Consider the following 16,041-nt stretch of genomic DNA (forward strand, 5'->3'; position numbering starts at 1 on the left):
TTTACTTTTTTTACAAGCATATGCAGCTGAAGTATACCCGGCCTTTTTTAAACCGGTTAGAAGATATTTTTGCCGAGTCTGAGTACATGCTGCGGTATGAGAAAGGTACTTTCAAATCTGGGTTCTGTATTTTGAAAGACACCAAAGTAGCGGTAGTAAACAAATACTTCCCCCTGGAGGGGAAAATCAATTGCCTTGTAGAGATTCTCCGGGCTGTGGACCTGAGCCTGGAGAGCCTGCGCCCTGAAAGTCAGGAGCTGTACCTGGCTATAAAACATCAAACCATAACCTCTGCGTGAAAGTAACTTTCTTAGGATCTGGCACCTCACAGGGCGTACCCGTCATTGGCTGCGAATGTGAGGTTTGCCGTTCCTTAGATTACAGAGACAAGCGCCTGCGGGTCTCTATTCTGGTGGAGGTTGACGGTAAATCCCTTATTGTGGATACTGGGCCCGATTTCCGGCAGCAGATGCTCAGGGAACGTATTAAGCGGGTAGATGCCGTGCTTTTCACCCATGAGCACAAAGACCACACCGCTGGCCTGGACGACATCAGGGCCTTCAACTTCATGCAGCACATTGACATGCCCCTCTACGCTGATCAGCGGGTGCTGAACCAATTGCAGCAGGAATTCAGCTACATCTTCACCAATCACACTTACCCCGGCGTGCCCCGCGTGGAACTGCACCCTATCCAGAACGAGCCGTTTGAGGTGCACGGTATTACCATCACGCCTATCAACGTGCTGCACCACAAATTGCCGGTCTTCGGGTTCAGGATCGGGGATTTCACCTACATCACAGATGCCAATTACATCTCGGCTGCTGAAAAGGAGAAGATAAAAGGTTCTAAAATAGTGGTGCTGAATGCCCTGCGCAAAGAGCCGCATATCTCCCACTATTCCCTTTCAGAAGCCATCTCTGTATTAGAGGAACTGGCGCCTGAACAGGCTTACCTCACGCATATCAGCCATTTATTGGGTCTGCACCGGGTAGTGGAGAAAGAACTGCCTTCCTTTGTGAAGCTGGCCTATGACGGACTGGCCCTTACCTTATAACCGTGCACCAGAATTACTTCTTTTTACGAAAACTAGCCCAGAAACTGGACTCAGAACTGCGTGGCTTTATCCTGCAGGCCGCCTTCAGCCAGGAAAAAGACGAGCTTATGCTGGCTTTCTTCCAGGGTGAGCGGGAGTTCTATATCAAAGCCATCCAGACTTCCACGTTTTCCAGCCTTCAGTTTCCGCAGACTTTCAACCGGGCCCGGCAGAACTCAGTAGACCTTTTCCCGGCTTTGCTGGATCAGGAGGTACTAGAGGTGCGGGCCCATAGGCAGGAAAGAAGCTTTTTCATCCGGTTCACAAACAACCTGGTCCTGCTGTTCAAACTTTTCGGGAACCGGTCAAACGTGGTGCTGTTTGACCACGACGTGGCCGTGGAGCTTTTCCACCGGAAACTCTCCAAAGACCTGGAACTGGATTACCGGCAAATGGACCAGAACTGGCACTTGGAAAAGGAGGCCTTTCTACAGGCTCCCCAGAACCTAAGGAAGATGCTGCCCACTATGGGCGAGGTTCCCTGGCTATTTTTGCAGGAAAATGGGTATGCTGAACTGCAGGCGGAAGAGCAATGGGAAATGGTACAGGAGTTGCTGGCCAAACTGGAGAACCCCTCCTACTACCTTATTTCCCACCAGAAAATGCTGCGGCTCTCCCTGCTTCCTTTGGGAGACATGCTGGAGACCTTCTCTGACCCTATCACGGCCCTGAATGCGTTTGTACCGCAGTACCGTTCGCAGGAGTACTTCCAGAAGAATTACGCGGCCACACACAAGCAGATTAGCCGCCAACTGGAAGGCGCGCAGAAAATATGGTGGCAGATACAGGAACAGCTGGAAAAATGGCACCACGGCACCCCATATGCCCAAACAGCCGATGTCATCATGGCCAACCTCACCAACATTCCGCCGGGCACCAAAGAGATAGAGCTTTACGACTTCTACCAGGATGCTCCTCGCCTGATTAAGCTGCACCCCACAGAAACGCCGCAAAAAACCGCTGAGCGTCTGTACCGGAAAGCCAAAAACCAGAAGATTGAGCTGCAGTTGCTAGAAGAAAGAGCTACCCGCAAGGAAGAGGAAGTGGAACGCCTTACGCGCCAACTGCAGGAACTGGAGTGCCTGGAAACCGCCCAGCAGTTGCGCCAATTCTTGAAACAGTATACGCCCACCCAGACCACCAACCAGGTAGACCTGCCCTACTATGTTTTTGAAACCATGGGGTTCAAGATTCTGGTTGGCAGAAATGCCAAGGCCAACGACAAACTCACCCTGAAACACACGCACAAAGATGATCTCTGGCTGCACGCCAAAGATGTGCCCGGCTCGCATGTGGTTATTAAATACCAGCCTGGGAAAACGGTTCCGGCACCCGTGCTGGAAGCCGCGGCCAAATTGGCGGCCTTCTACTCAAAACGTAAAAACGACAGCCTCTGCCCCGTGCTGTATACCCCTAAAAAATACATTAGGAAGCCTAAGGGCGCCACACCGGGGTCAGTCATAGTAGAACGCGAGAAAGTGCTTTTAGTGAAGCCAGAGAACCCTTTTAGGCAACATATGGGTTAAGGCTTGATAGTAGCTTTCAGCATTATTAGAGAAAATCAGCCATAAAACAGAAGCGCCCCTTGGTAAACCAAGGGGCGCTTCTGTTTTATGGCTTAAGATCGGTTAGGAATATTGCAGCAGTTGAAGTGTTTAACCAGGATTTCGGTAAGGCTATCCTCCGTGAGGGGCTTGGTAAGGATGCCCGTCAGGTCAAACTCATCAGCCAAAGCAAGGTCTCTTTGATGCCTGGAAGACGAAAGGAGAACCACTTTAGGAGCGCACCTGAATTCCTTTTCTCTGCAGGCCTTCAGGAAATCAAAACCGTTCATAATTGGCATGTTGATGTCCAGCAGCACCAAGTCAAGCCAACACTCCTTTACATGTTCCGTGGAGCAGTCCTTTAGAAGCATCTCATACGCTTCCTGACCATTACTGGCGGTTATGATACTTTCGGCGCAGTCTAACTTCTCCAGTAGATTAGCATTAAGGAAGGTAGCAATTTCATCATCATCCACCAGAAGGACTCTCTTAAGTTTATTCATCAAGATCTTATTAACCTAAGCCTGAAAGTTAATTAGCAATATGCCCAATCACAAGACTCCCCCACCAACCCGAAACAAAAAAGCCTTGTGACTCAAAAGTCACAAGGCTTTTTTGTTTTAACAGTGCGCGCGGGGAGATTCGAACTCCCACACCCGTAAGGCACCACCCCCTCAAGATGGCGTGTCTACCAGTTTCACCACGTGCGCAAAGCACAAATAAGGCTTTTCCTCATTTGGTGGTACAAATGTATTGCATCCTTTTTTTTCCTGCAAGTGGTTTTCAAAATCTTTTGAAAGGTTTCGGTTTGGTTTACTAACTGCACCACTTGGACCAGCCTGCAAGCCTTACCTTGGCTCTTCAATTTAAAATTGATTTTGTTAGTGATAACGAGGCAGCATTCATCGCAGTCTCATTCAACTAATATATCCATCTCTTACGGCTAAGCATTCTTGCCTAAAGCAAATCAAAAGACAAATACATGTGGGTTCCATGAGCACTTAAAATAATAAATCCCTTTTTTCTCCTTTTTGAAAAGTAAGCTAAAAATGAAAATACACCAGTAAATAACAAAATTGAATTTTCAATTGGATTACACATATTTCAAACACTTCTTTTGTCGAAGCCTTACAATAAAGAAGCTTTTAAAATTTTCAACTGCATTATTAAGGAATATACAATACATATAATACTGCTCAAAATATATTTACTTTTACTAATCAACCCTTGTACACTTTACCTACAAACATACTTTCAGCCCATACACAAACAAGCACTTGTATGTTAACTTCCTCAATCATTCCTACCAAATTTTACATACTATATTTACACATACAATTCATAACTCTCCATCCTCTAAAAAACTTTATACTTTGGCGAAACAATCTTTTAATAAATTAATTTAAGTCAACAAAAAATATAGTTGATAATAAATTTTAGCCACCCATCAAATTATCACAAGCTCTAATTGATTAATAATAGTAACATGTTTAATAATAAATTACAACATCAATAAGATAACAAGATCCTATTAAATAAGACAAACAATGATTTACTAAGAAAATTTCATAATAATTAAACTTTTAAAAATTTCACTGGATTTTAGCTATCATGGATGACTTATATCAAAATCTCGGATCATTATTTTATAATAGATAAATAAAACTAAATAATCTTCTCCATAATTCTAATTTAACCCACCTTTTGGCTTTTGGCACAAGTTAACTTATCTACAGCACCTTACTGAATGTCAAACACTCGTTACTGTTTTTTTTAAATCAAAATGGTTTGTGCTTAATATAAAAACTAGCACCAATAACTTCTAAAGACTAATTCCGTATAAAATAAATCATTAAAATAAGGGCTCTCTATTATGTGTCCAAAGCCATCATAGTTGGAGGACCAGAGTTGAGGAATCCTTTTCCTCCTCATTTCTGAGGCTATTCAAACTCAAAGGCTGTACTACTTAAACTTGTTTTCCAAGTACACCAACACTTTCTACTTAACATCAGCAATTTACACATAAGCACCTAATACTTCCCTTTAAGTTTTAACTGGCAGTGTTCTTCAGTGTATGTCTGCCAAATTGCTTGGCCTCCCCACATCAAGATGTATTTTGCTAATTTTTTTAACAATTCCGCTTTTGAATAAGACCTCAGAAATTATTTTCAATTGAATTTCTAAATAATTAGAAAACTTGCCTCCATCACGTTGAACTTATAAGCTTCTCTCACCAACAAACAGAACCCGATTATCGTAAGACCACAATCTGGAACAAAAGCTTCTTATCATCATCTGGCATTTCTGTTTATTCCTGAAACCCTAGTTTTATATTTAAGTTAACATTTTGGTTAATCAGGAATATTCCTGTCCAATATTATACACAGCAAGGTTTAAATAAAACCAATAGTAATACACATGAATCAGCAGAGAAAACATTGGATTGAGTCATTTGCGAAGGCCGGCTATATTGCAAAAGGGTTTGTGTATATTTTGGTGGGAGCGTTAACTGCCATGGCCGCATTTGGAATTGGCGGCAAAAAAGCATCTAGTTCAGATGCCCTAACACAGGTAAAAGACTTCCCTGCCGGGGGATTGTTATTAAGTATTTTAGCGGTTGGTCTAGTGGGATATAGTATCTGGCGATTTGTACAAGCCATTCATGATACCGAGCATAAAGGATCCAACGCCAAAGGAATTGGCAAGAGGTTGGCTTATGCTTTTAGTGGTTTAATTTACGGGTCTTTAGCGTTTGCCGCTTTTAAAATCCTATCTAGCGGAGGTAATAACTCAGGGGAAGGTGGCTCAAAGGAGAAAGACTTAGTATCTGGTTTGTTGGACCAACCCTTCGGTAAATGGTTGGTAATTATCATTGGCCTTATAACTATTGGTAACGGAATTCGACAATTGATAAAAGGCACAACCGCTTCTTTTATGAAGGACGTGAGAGGCTTACCCAGAGACCGGTTCGATGTGCTTAAAAAAGCAGGACAGGCGGGGTTTACCGCCCGGGGAGTTGTGTTCAGTATTATTGGTTTTTTGTTTGTGAGGGCAGCCTGGTTACAGAATCCGCAGGAAGCCGGGGGTACCCAAAGCGCCTTCTCATTTCTACAAACTTCTCCCTTCGGGAACGTGTTATTAGCAGTGGTTGCGCTGGGTTTAATTGGCTACGGAGTGTTCATGTTTGTGCAGGCCAAATACAGTGATATTTCCATAAATTAACCTGAACCACCTTTGAGACCGGCGGCTTTTGTTCTAAGAAGGATAGAAGCCGCCGGTTTTATTCAGAGCCTGTTCTTGTAAAAAGAGCCTTGAAAGTTCTGTACCCAGTACGGCAGCATCCTCCTCCAGTATATCTTCTGCCGGATACTTGCTAACTTCCGGCCATGCAAACTTTACCCTTTTATATAGTAGATGTTTTCGCCAGTGCTTCTTACAAAGGAAACCAGTTGGCGGTTTTTCTGCAGGCTGGCAACCTGACTACGGCCCAGATGCAGGGAATAGCCCGGGAGATTGGGTTCGCAGAGTCTTCCTTCATTTTATCAGACGTACCCAAAGCGCAGGGCTATGACACCAGAATCTTTACGGTGGAATACGAGGTGCCTTTCGCGGGTCATCCAACCCTAGGCACGGCCTACGTCATTCAGCAATTCATCCTGCAAAAGCCTGTGCCGGAACTGCGCCTTAATGTGAAAGTGGGGCAGATTCCTCTGTCACTCTCCTACCAAGGTACCCAACCAGACTTCCTGATGATGCGCCAAATCAACCCTACCTTCGGGGAACCGATTTCTAAGGAAAGCATCGCTGATCTTTTGGGCCTACCTGTGGAGACACTGCACCCCAATTTTCCAGTGCAGGAAGTGTCCACCGGCTTGCCGTTCCTTATCATCTCTCTGCAGAAACTGGAAGACATGAAACAGCTCCAACTGCAGCCTCAGAAACTCCATGCTTTCCTGCAGCAGCACGGCCTATACAAATCCCAGCGGGCCGATGGGCTTTCCGTGGCCCTTTACTTTTTCTGCCCAGAAACCTATTCCGCAGACCACCAACTGAACGCCCGGATGCTGGCCCTGGAGAACGGCCAGGTGATTGAGGATGCCGCCACCGGCAGCGCCAATGGGTGTTTGCTGGGCTACCTGCTTAAGCACCGTTATTTCTCCCAGGACAACCTGGAGCTGCTGGTAGAACAGGGCTACGAAATCGGGCGTAATGCCACCATCAAGCTGCAGGGCCGGGCCCTCGGCGAAGACCAGTTTGAATTGAACGTGGGTGGCCAGGTACAGCTTATCGCGAAAGGAGAATGGTATGTCCAATAACAAAGCCTTAAACTCACCTATGAAAAAGATTTTCCGGCTCCTGCAGATGATGATACTGTCCGTCGCGTTTTCCAGCAGTTTTGCCCAAACCAGCCCCAAAACAGACTCAGTGTTCGTGCTCAGGCCCAGTCAGGTTTTTGATGGGCGCGACCTGCAGAAGAACTGGGTAGTGGTGGTGCAGGGTGAACGAATCCTATCGGCCGGACCTGCCTCTTCGGTTTCAGTGCCGCAGAACGCCCGCACCTTAGACCTCTCGGGACAAACCCTACTGCCAGGATTAATTGAAGGCCATTCCCACCTGCTGCTGCACCCCTATAACGAGACGTCCTGGAACGATCAGGTCTTGAAGGAAGCCGATGCTTTGCGTGTGGCCCGCGCCACCGTGCACGCCCGCAATACGCTGCTGGCGGGTTTCACCACCGTGCGTGACCTGGGCTCAGAGGGTGCGGAGTACGCCGATGTAGGTTTGAAGCAAGCCATTGACCAGGGCATCATCCCCGGCCCGCGCATGCTGGTGGCTGGCAAAGCCATGATTGCTACGGGCAGTTACGGCCCTAAGGGGTTTGATCCGGCTTTTGAGGTACCGCAAGGCGCCGAGGCCGCCGATGGTATTGACCACATCACCCGCGTGGTGCGCGACCAGATGGGCAAAGGCGCCGACATTGTGAAAGTGTACGCCGATTACCGCTGGGGAGCCAACGGCGAAGCCTTGCCCACCTTTACCTTAGCCGAGCTGAAGCTGATTGTGGAGGTAGCCGCCAGTGCCGGTCGGCCGGTAGTGGCCCACGCCAGCACGCCTGAAGGCATGCGCCGCGCCATTGAGGCGGGGGTAGAAACCATTGAGCACGGCGACAATGCCACCGCCGAGGTTTTCAAGCTGATGGCCAAAAAAGACGTAGCCCTATGTCCTACCCTGGCCGCCGGCGATGCCATTCTGCAATACGGCGGTTGGCGCAAAGGACAGGACCCTGAGCCGGCCCGCATCTCGCAGAAACGCGCTAACTTCAAAGCAGCCCTCGCGGCCAGAGTGCCCATGGTGGTAGGTGGTGACGTGGGCGTTTTCACGCACGGCGACAACGCCCGGGAACTGGAACTGATGGTGGATTACGGCATGTCTACGCTGGAGGTGCTGCGCGCCGCTACCTCGGGCAATGCCAAACGGTTCCACCTGGACCAAAAGCTGGGCACCGTTAAAGCCAGTCTGCTCGCCGATCTCATCTCCGTATCCGGTGATCCTACTCAGGACGTATCTGCCCTGCGCAAAATACATCTGGTCATGAAAGGCGGCCAGATTTTCCGTCAGCCATAAATTAGGATTCGCAAAAAAACGAAGAATCCGTTTCAGGCCACCTTTTGATAAAATGGGTCTGAAACGGATTCTTCTTTTTAGGAGGTTCTTTTAGAGATTCGCGACAAAGGAAAGGTAGTTTCCTTTGGGACTTACTGCCAACCGGGTAATGTTCTTCACTCCTTGTGGCGTGAAATCAGCCACCTCTTTCCAGCGGCGATCAGTGCCGGGCCGGTAAACGTATAGTTTAGCACCTTGGGCCATCAGCAAGCGACCATTGGGGAGCCAGGCGTAATCCTGGGAGCCGGGCAGCGCCTGGATGAGGCCCTCCCGTTCGCCGGTCTTCACTTGCATCTGCTTGATCTCAGCCACCGAGTCTGACACTGGCACCAGATAACTCACCGCCTGCTTCCGGGGCACCTTATGCAGGCTCCGCCAAATGGACTCTTCCAGTTTCTCGGTTTTTTTCGTGCCCGGCACGGCCAGGTACATGCCCATGGGCGGCTGATCTGGGAAGGCGGCAACAAAGAGTGAATCCTGATTATACCAGACATGGTAGCCTATGAGCTGCGGCATAGCCAACAGCAAAGCCGGCTGGCTACTCCCTGCCCTGAGCGGAAAGCGCCACAGGTGCTGTTCCTTTCCACGTACCACCTAAAAGCTCTTCCCATCCGGCGTAACCAAAGGTGAGTATTCCGCTTCCGGGGTGTTGGTGAGCTGCACGGTTTTCTTTCCGGCCAAAGTGTATTGGAAGATATCTGTTTGCTGCCCATCTCGCTGAGAGGTGAACAGAATAGACTTGCCGTCTGGCGTAAAGCTGGGTTGGTTGTCATAGCCCGGCCGTTGGGTGATGTTGGTGGGCGTGCCTGCTTGTAAGGTCTCCTTCCCGGCTTTCAGCTTAACCAAAAAAATCTCCGTGTTTGGTATTCCCTGCCCCCTGGCACCTAAGGCGAATATGGCAAGACAAAAAGGAATGAGGCTTTGTTTGAGGGTTATCATGTACGAAGGTAATATGCGAGTTCTTTATTTAACATATATATTAAGCTAAAGACATATTCCTCCCACAAATCATCTCCCCTCCATCTGCTTTGCTTTTCTATCAGCTTCTAATTTAAGTAAACGCGAGAACAAGCCTCCATAAAAGTTTAGAGGCCGATTTAAGAAAAACGGCCTCCAAATGATTTACACTTCCTCAGCTTTGAATTCTTTCAGTTCCTTCATGGGGCGAAGGAAGAAGTCATTTAGCGGTTTCACTGCTTTCATGGCCGCCAGCACCTCGTCATAGAGGCGGTCACTGGTGACTACTTCATCTGTGAGCATGTAGGTAGTGTTCCAGCTCTTATGCCGCAGCAGGTCAATGGCCGGGTTATCGCTATCGTAGCCTTTGGGCGTTGTTTTCAGTTTCTCGCCACCAATGCCCGCGTAGTATTTCTTGAACGATGGGTCATTAAGCAGGCCCTTCAACTCCTCATAGTTATAATCGATTTCCTGACGAATTGCCTTCAATTCAGGAGCCGGGGGCATCCAGACCCCACCAGCCAGGAAAGAGCCGTCATTAGGGCTGATGTGCAGGTAAAAGCCAGGGTTAATGGTCTTGCGGCCACCCTCGGCCATGTAGGCGCAGATATGGTCTTTGTAGGGGCGTTTGTCATTAGAGAAGCGCACGTCGCGGTAAATCCGGAACATGAGGTCTTTGGGTTCCTGTCCTTCCAGGGCAGACTCAAACTGAGCGGCTCCCTGCAAAAGGGTTTTCAGGAAAGAAATGAAATCCTGGCGGGCGGCTTCGTAGCGACTGCGGTTCTGCTCAAACCACTCGCGCTGGTTATTCTGGCGCAGATCGCGGATAAAATCTAAAGTAGAGGGTTCTAAGTGCTTTTTCATGAGGTCTCGTGAGATAGGCAATTTGCCATGGGTGAGAACAGTTGCGCTGCAAAGTAAGTTCTGCAGGCTTCTGGCGCAAACTGCTTAGAGATAAAATAGCAGGAACCTGTTCTGTGGGTTATTTTTAGAAATCAGGGCTAAAACAAAGTGTTTCAAGACGTAGCCCAAATTGTCATCTGGCTTCTATCCCACTACAAGTGTATCAGAAAAAAAAGAAGGCCCCTAATAGGCCTTCAAAAGTGTATCTGATGTTGGTAGAGTTTTATGCTTGTTTTGCCTGAATTGGCCGTGAAGCAGCAATGCCAGGCAGAGTTGGGCATCAAAGGAAAGTTACTTTCCGGCGCTGTTGCCCATCACGTACATTTCCTCCAGGGTTGGGTTCACGCTGCCGCCCTCGGGCTCCAGGGTTACCGCGAAGGCCTGGGCTTCTTCAATGGACTTCATCTTGAGCAAAGTGCTGTCGGTGGCTTTGACTACGCCGGCGTCAATGGGTTTGCCTTGCGCCAAGGCCCAGAGTTGGTACTGCTTGCCGGTGGGGGCAGCGGGCAGATTGGCGGGATCAAAGTAGACTTCCTTGGTTTCCTGGTTCCAGAAAACGGTCGCCTGAGCTTCTGGGTGTTGGGTCACGCCTTTCAGTTGTACAGCCAGCGTCTGCGGATTGCGCAGCATGCCCAACAGGTTCTCAGACTGCAGGCTGCGGGTTTCTAGCTGGCTTACTTGTAGGGCGTATTGGCGAGAGGTCTGCCGGGCACTGATCAGTTCACTGCGGGTCTCTCTCAGATTACTGTACAGGTACACGTTGGCGGCGGCACTGATCAACAGCAAAATCACGGCGGCTATCTGCCACCAGCGGGTGCTTTCTCTTTTTGGGTATTGGGCGGGAGAAGCTGCATTCATGGGTACCACCTTTCCTTCCGGAGCACCGTTGGGCTGTACCGGGGCAGTCTGGGCTTGCAAATGGCGCAGGATTTGGTCTTCAAGCTCAGGGCGGGGCGCTTGGGCATGGGTAAGCGCATAGGCCTCCATGGTACGCAGGCATTCTTCCAGGGCCGTGCGCACCTCCGGATGCCGGGCAGCCATTTCCTCCACTTCCCCACTTTCTGAGGGCGTGAGACCACCGGCTGCGTACAGCTCCAGTACCCCTGAATCTATATACTCCTGTGTATTCAATTCTATTTGATTAATTTGCTCAAAAACTTGATGGCCATCCGGGCCCTGGTTTTTACCGTACCCAGCGGGATGTTCAGCTCTTCGGCCACCTCACTTTGCGTGAACCCGTTGAAGTACATTAAATCTATGATTATCTTTTGGTCTGGGTTCAATTGCTCGGTCATCTCCTGCAACCCAATGTGGTCTGGCTTGATGCCCTCACTGCTCACCATGTGGGAGGTCACGGTGTTTTCCATGGGTTGCGTTTTTGAACCTACGCGATATTGCTTTGAGCGGATTTTATCAATGGCTAAATTACGGGAAATGTTGAGCATCCAGGTAAAGAGACGCCCTTTCTGCTCATCATAGGTGGGGAATGCGGTCCAGATCTTCACAAAGCTTTCCTGCAGAACGTCCTCCGCCACCTCCTCCTGCTTCACTATCCGGAGGATGACCCCGTACAGCGCCGCTGAGTAATTACGGTATAGAAGAGTAACGGCCCGTTGGTCTCGCGCCCGCAATTGCGCAACCAGGTCCTCTTCAGAGGTAATGTGTAAAGTTGTATCCAACAATAAATATCGTTAAGCCAATTGGCGGTGGAGACTAGGCAGGGGCGTGAAAGTTCCATGCTTTACGTAACTCTTTTAACCCAGTTATGTAAAATATGTTTTGAAGAATCCAAACATAAGCAGGAATATCGTCCGTATTATTACGGACAATGCACCAGTAAGTTATTTATCTACTACCTGTAAAGTCCCTGCCAAATATAGTAAAAACCTATGCCTATCCAATCCATCAACCCATATACTAACCAGGTAGAGAAAACCTTTGAACCTGCCTCGGCGCAGGAGATTGAAGAAACGCTGCAGCGCGCCCAAACCGCCTTTCAGGCCTGGCGCACCACCTCCTTTCTGCAACGCTCTACCCTGATGCAGCGCGCCGGTGATGAACTGGCCGGGAACACGGATTACTATGCCAAAATCATTTCCCTGGAAATGGGCAAGCCGCTGGCCCAGGCCCGGGGCGAGATTAGCAAGTGCGCCCTTGTCTGCCACTATTACGCCCAGCACGCCGAGGTTTTCCTGCAGGACGAGGAAATCAGGACCAGTGCAGTGCGCAGCTTCATTTCCTTTGAGCCGCTGGGTGCCATCCTAGCCGTCATGCCCTGGAATTTCCCTTTCTGGCAGGTGTTTAGGTTTGCGGCGCCGGCGCTCATGGCGGGCAACGTGGGCTTACTCAAACATGCCTCCAATGTTCCGCAGTGCGCGCTGGCTATCCAGGAGGTGTTTGACAAAGTAGGCTTCCCAGAAGGTTGTTTCCAGTCTTTGCTCATTGGCTCCAAGGAAGTGGAGCAACTCATCAAAGACGAGCGGGTGAAAGCCGTGACCCTCACCGGCAGCGAGGGCGCGGGCGCCAAAGTGGCCTCGGTGGCCGGCAACGAGATCAAGAAAACGGTACTGGAATTGGGTGGCTCAGATGCCTTTGTGGTCCTAGCTGATGCCGATGTGGAGGCCGTGGCCAAGAAAGCCGCCAGCGCCCGCCTCATCAACACCGGCCAGAGCTGCATCGCTGCCAAACGCTTCATCCTGGAGAAACCTATTGCCGAGGAGTTTCTGGCCGCTTTTGCCAAAAACATGCAGAAAAAGCGCACCGGCGACCCCTTGCATGACGAAGACATAGACTACGGTCCTCTGGCCCGCGTAGACCTGGCCCGGGAACTCACCGACCAGGTGGAACGCTCAGTTAAGGCCGGCGCCAAACTGTATCTGGAGGGCGGCCAACCCGATCCGGACAAAGCCCTCTTCCACCCTGCCATCCTCACGGATATAAAACCCGGCAACCCGGCGTACGAAGAGGAGTTCTTCGGGCCGGTGGCTTTGGTGTTTGTGGCCGAGGACGCGGAAGACGCCATCCGGATCGCCAACGACTCTCCCTTCGGGCTGGGTGGCTCCGTCTGGACAAGCGATATCAAGCGCGGTCAGGAACTGGCCCGTAAAGTAGAAGCCGGAGCGGTGTTCGTGAACGCCATTGTGGCCTCAGACCCGGCGCTGCCATTTGGGGGCGTGAAGAAATCCGGTTACGGCCGGGAATTGTCTTATTTGGGCATCAGGGAGTTTGTGAACCAGAAAACCATTTGGGTCAGCGACCCTCAGGAATAGCCTAGCAGTTTATAGGTGACATAGCCCACCCACTCATGGATCAGCTTGGACCATTGCTGAAGCGCCTCGGGGTTGGGGATGAGCAGGTCATCTAAATGGAAACTACGGTCGTGGGTCTGGAAGTCGACGGGGAAAGTGTCGGGTTTAAGGCCCACTTTTTCAAAACAGCCCTGGGCCCGCCGCATATGGAACGCCGAAGTAATGAGCAACAACTTCCGCAGTTGAGGCTGGGTCTGCAAGAGTTCTTTGGTGAATTGGGCATTCTCGCGGGTATTGCGGCTGCGCTCCTCCAGCAGGATATCGGCGGCGGGCACGCTGGCGTAGAGCGCCGTTTGCTGCAGGTTACTGGCCTCGGTCCGCTCCACGTCTTTGATGGCCCCGGAGCCTCCCGAGATGATGATTTTCTTCAGTTTGCCCATTTTGTAGAGCTGAATGGCATCCAGAATCCGCTCGGCTCCCTCCTGGTAATGCACCCGGTCATGTGGTGATTTATTTACCTCGGTCACGCCCGTGAGCACAATACCTGCGTCATAGGTAGGCACGTCTTTCATGAGCACTGCCTCGGGCTCCCAAGCCAGCCAGGCCTCGTTGCTCAGAAAAGGGTTGGTGAAAAACAGCAGCAACACCAGGCCCGTGCGGAAGGCTAGTCGCTTTTTAGCCTGATTTCTCAGAAGAAGCCCCAAAACGAAAAGGGCAACAATCCAAAACAAAGGGGAAACAAGGTACTGAAGGAGCTTGGAGAGCAGAAAGAACATAGACTATAAAACCTCCACCAGGCCAAACAAGGCCGCACCAGAGCATCCGGGGCATTGTGGTCTTGGTGGAAAAGTGCTTTTTAAATAAACTACCCAAAGAAACGGCGGATAGCCCAAAGCACCAAACTGAACAGAATGCTCAACAGTAGCATGGTAGTGAAAGGCGCGAAAATTTTGAAGTTACGCCGCTCCACGTGCACATCGCCGGGCAGGCGCCCGAACCATCCTATGCGAGGCCCCGCCAGCCAGATGATCACCCCGATAACCACTATGATCACCCCCAGGATCATGATGTACTTACCAAGCGGCTGTATGTCCATTGGTTCCATTTTGCCAAGTTTATGGTTATACCTGAGTAATTTATAAAAATTTATCAATAAATAATCATATTAATTAACAATCTCTTTATACTTCAATTTGCTTTGGATTGTACAGAAAAGGCGGCCAGAATTTGAACTTAAGAAAGAGAAGAACACCTTCCCATTTCCGGGTTGTATTTATAAAACCGATGCTAAACGGTTAAGAAGCACTGCTTCCCTAAGAAAGTAGCTGCGGCAGATTACATTACCTGCCTTGGCTGCCTTTCCCTTGGCCCTACTGAAATATTGATATCTTTGGGCAAACAAGAACTTGTTTCCCTAGTTTAAGAACCTTCACCCAGAAAAGACCTGCTCCTATGAAAGCTGTTGGAATCATCCCCGCTAGATTTGCCTCCACCCGGTATCCCGGTAAGCCCTTGGTCATGCTGGACGGGAAATCCATGATCCAGCGGGTGTATGAGCAGGCTACAAGCGCCAACCTGCAGGAAGTGGTGGTAGCCACAGATGATGACCGCATTAGGCAGCACGTAGTTGATTTCGGGGGGAAGGTGGTCATGACGGCGACGCACCACCAGAGCGGCACCGACCGCTGCTATGATGCTTACACGCAATTGGGTGACGAGTTTGAAGTAGTGGTGAACATCCAGGGCGATGAGCCTTTCATTCAGCCGGAGCAGATAAACAAAGTGCTGGGTTGCTTTGCGCAACCGCAGGACCAGATTGCCACACTTATTAAGCTGGTGCAGTCACAGGAGGAACTGTTCAACCCCAATAGCCCCAAAGTGGTAATAGGCGCGCAGGGACAGGCCTTATATTTCAGCCGCCACCCCATCCCCTATTTGCGCGGCGTGGAGCAGCAGGATTGGCTTAACCGGCATGCCTATTACAAACACATCGGAATTTACGGGTACCGCAGCAACGTGCTGGCCCAACTCACCCAACTGCAGCCCTCCAGCCTGGAGAAAGCCGAGTCACTGGAGCAACTCCGGTGGCTGGAGCACGGCTTCAGGATCATCACCGCGGTGACCGAGCTGGAAACCATTGGCATTGACACCCCCGAGGACCTGGAAAAGGCGCTGCAATACTTAAGAATTAGGAATTAGTAATTGAGAATTAGGAATTTCTGATACACTGCTGACTCAAGACTCAAAACTCAGAACTCAGGACTTGCGCCCCTTTGGGGCGCATCAGCCTCCGGCTTTCTTTGCTTTGTAGCCCAAGTCCAGCAGCAGTTGCAGCACCTTGTCCCGGAAATCGCCCTGGATGGTGATCTCACCGTCTTTAGCCCCGCCGCCTACGCCGCATTTGGTTTTGAGGGTTTTGCCCAGGGTCTGCAGATCACTGTCCTGCCCTACGAAACCGGTGATAAGGGTTACCTGTTTGCCGCCCCGGCTCTTTTTATCCAGCTGCACGCGTAGGTTCTGCTGTTGCGGCGGCAGCGTCTGGATTTCTTCATCCTGCTGGTATTCGTATTCAAAATCTGGGTTCGTGGAGAAGACCACCCCCTCGCGGTTCTTTTTGTTTTTGCTCATG

17 protein-coding genes and 1 tRNA gene are annotated in these 16,041 nt (G+C 49.9%); 8 read left to right on the forward strand and 10 right to left on the reverse strand.

All coding sequences use genetic code 11. The features are described from left to right. The first annotated feature begins 20 nt into the window (after positions 1–20). From J3P34_RS14160 to J3P34_RS14170, 3 genes are read left to right on the forward strand one after another with little or no spacing between them, the layout of a single operon-like run. The gene (locus J3P34_RS14160) at positions 21–299 is read left to right on the forward strand and encodes a hypothetical protein (RefSeq protein WP_210489300.1); all 279 of its coding nucleotides are present in this window, start codon (positions 21–23) and stop codon (positions 297–299) included. Further along, positions 296–1,057: an MBL fold metallo-hydrolase gene (locus tag J3P34_RS14165; protein ID WP_210489302.1), complete on the forward strand. Its 762-nt coding sequence runs from the start codon at positions 296–298 to the stop codon at positions 1,055–1,057. The genes J3P34_RS14160 and J3P34_RS14165 overlap by 4 nt, the downstream gene beginning before the upstream one ends. Before the next feature lie 2 nt (positions 1,058–1,059). Continuing rightward, positions 1,060–2,622 carry an NFACT RNA binding domain-containing protein gene (locus tag J3P34_RS14170; protein WP_210489303.1) on the forward strand — a complete coding sequence of 521 codons (1,563 nt, stop codon included), beginning with the start codon at positions 1,060–1,062 and terminating at the stop codon, positions 2,620–2,622. 92 nt (positions 2,623–2,714) lie between these two features. Here J3P34_RS14170 and J3P34_RS14175 read toward each other — a convergent pair whose 3' ends face one another. Next, positions 2,715–3,143 carry a response regulator gene (locus J3P34_RS14175; RefSeq protein WP_210489304.1) on the reverse strand — a complete coding sequence of 143 codons (429 nt, stop codon included), beginning with the start codon at positions 3,141–3,143 and terminating at the stop codon, positions 2,715–2,717. 124 nt (positions 3,144–3,267) lie between these two features. Next, positions 3,268–3,350: transfer RNA gene (locus J3P34_RS14180), tRNA-Leu, on the reverse strand. A 1,708-nt stretch (positions 3,351–5,058) separates the two neighbouring features. On the opposite strand from J3P34_RS14180, the gene J3P34_RS14185 reads away from it, so the two are divergent. From J3P34_RS14185 to J3P34_RS14195, 3 genes are all read left to right on the forward strand, one after another. Continuing rightward, positions 5,059–5,862, forward strand: a complete 804-nt coding sequence (locus tag J3P34_RS14185) for a DUF1206 domain-containing protein (protein WP_210489305.1) — start codon at positions 5,059–5,061, stop codon at positions 5,860–5,862. A gap of 164 nt (positions 5,863–6,026) precedes the next feature. Continuing rightward, on the forward strand, positions 6,027–6,956 hold the full coding sequence (locus tag J3P34_RS14190) for a PhzF family phenazine biosynthesis protein (RefSeq protein ID WP_210489306.1): 930 nt from the start codon (positions 6,027–6,029) through the stop codon (positions 6,954–6,956). 19 nt (positions 6,957–6,975) lie between these two features. Then, entirely contained in the window at positions 6,976–8,265 is a 1,290-nt protein-coding gene (locus J3P34_RS14195) for a metal-dependent hydrolase family protein (RefSeq protein WP_246853709.1), read from the forward strand. 90 nt (positions 8,266–8,355) lie between these two features. Here the strand turns inward: J3P34_RS14195 and J3P34_RS14200 are convergent, their stop codons facing one another. The 5 genes from J3P34_RS14200 to J3P34_RS14220 all read right to left on the reverse strand — a co-directional run bounded on the left by J3P34_RS14200 (position 8,356) and on the right by J3P34_RS14220 (position 11,843). Next, positions 8,356–8,898 carry a hypothetical protein gene (locus J3P34_RS14200; RefSeq protein WP_210489307.1) on the reverse strand — a complete coding sequence of 181 codons (543 nt, stop codon included), beginning with the start codon at positions 8,896–8,898 and terminating at the stop codon, positions 8,356–8,358. Next, complete coding sequence (locus J3P34_RS14205) at positions 8,899–9,150, reverse strand: TolB family protein (protein ID WP_210489308.1); 252 nt, start codon at positions 9,148–9,150, stop codon at positions 8,899–8,901. 276 nt (positions 9,151–9,426) lie between these two features. Continuing rightward, positions 9,427–10,125: a DUF2461 domain-containing protein gene (locus J3P34_RS14210; RefSeq protein WP_210489309.1), complete on the reverse strand. Its 699-nt coding sequence runs from the start codon at positions 10,123–10,125 to the stop codon at positions 9,427–9,429. Between the two features lie 330 nt (positions 10,126–10,455). Next, on the reverse strand, positions 10,456–11,295 hold the full coding sequence (locus tag J3P34_RS14215) for an anti-sigma factor (RefSeq protein ID WP_210489310.1): 840 nt from the start codon (positions 11,293–11,295) through the stop codon (positions 10,456–10,458). Between the two features lie 2 nt (positions 11,296–11,297). Beyond that, positions 11,298–11,843 carry an RNA polymerase sigma factor gene (locus J3P34_RS14220; RefSeq protein ID WP_246850224.1) on the reverse strand — a complete coding sequence of 182 codons (546 nt, stop codon included), beginning with the start codon at positions 11,841–11,843 and terminating at the stop codon, positions 11,298–11,300. Positions 11,844–12,053: 210 nt separating this feature from the next. On the opposite strand from J3P34_RS14220, the gene J3P34_RS14225 reads away from it, so the two are divergent. Next, entirely contained in the window at positions 12,054–13,433 is a 1,380-nt protein-coding gene (locus J3P34_RS14225) for an NAD-dependent succinate-semialdehyde dehydrogenase (RefSeq protein WP_210489311.1), read from the forward strand. Here J3P34_RS14225 and J3P34_RS14230 read toward each other — a convergent pair. Then, positions 13,424–14,116 (reverse strand): YdcF family protein, encoded by a 693-nt coding sequence (locus J3P34_RS14230; RefSeq protein WP_210489312.1) that lies wholly within the window; start codon positions 14,114–14,116, stop codon positions 13,424–13,426. The genes J3P34_RS14225 and J3P34_RS14230 overlap by 10 nt on opposite strands. A 161-nt stretch (positions 14,117–14,277) precedes the next feature. Continuing rightward, complete coding sequence (locus J3P34_RS14235; protein WP_246850226.1) at positions 14,278–14,517, reverse strand: DUF2905 domain-containing protein; 240 nt, start codon at positions 14,515–14,517, stop codon at positions 14,278–14,280. Between the two features lie 347 nt (positions 14,518–14,864). Here J3P34_RS14235 and kdsB point away from each other — a divergent pair, with 347 nt between their 5' ends. Continuing rightward, a complete protein-coding gene (kdsB, locus tag J3P34_RS14240; RefSeq protein WP_210489314.1) occupies positions 14,865–15,611 on the forward strand; it encodes a 3-deoxy-manno-octulosonate cytidylyltransferase in 747 nt (248 codons plus the stop codon). Positions 15,612–15,695: 84 nt separating this feature from the next. Here kdsB and J3P34_RS14245 read toward each other — a convergent pair whose 3' ends face one another. After that, complete coding sequence (locus J3P34_RS14245) at positions 15,696–16,040, reverse strand: translation initiation factor (RefSeq protein ID WP_210465309.1); 345 nt, start codon at positions 16,038–16,040, stop codon at positions 15,696–15,698. Position 16,041 lies beyond the last annotated feature (1 nt).

Origin of the sequence: Rufibacter aurantiacus, from assembly GCF_017916345.1 — a bacterium.
Classification (GTDB): domain Bacteria; phylum Bacteroidota; class Bacteroidia; order Cytophagales; family Hymenobacteraceae; genus Nibribacter; species Nibribacter roseolus.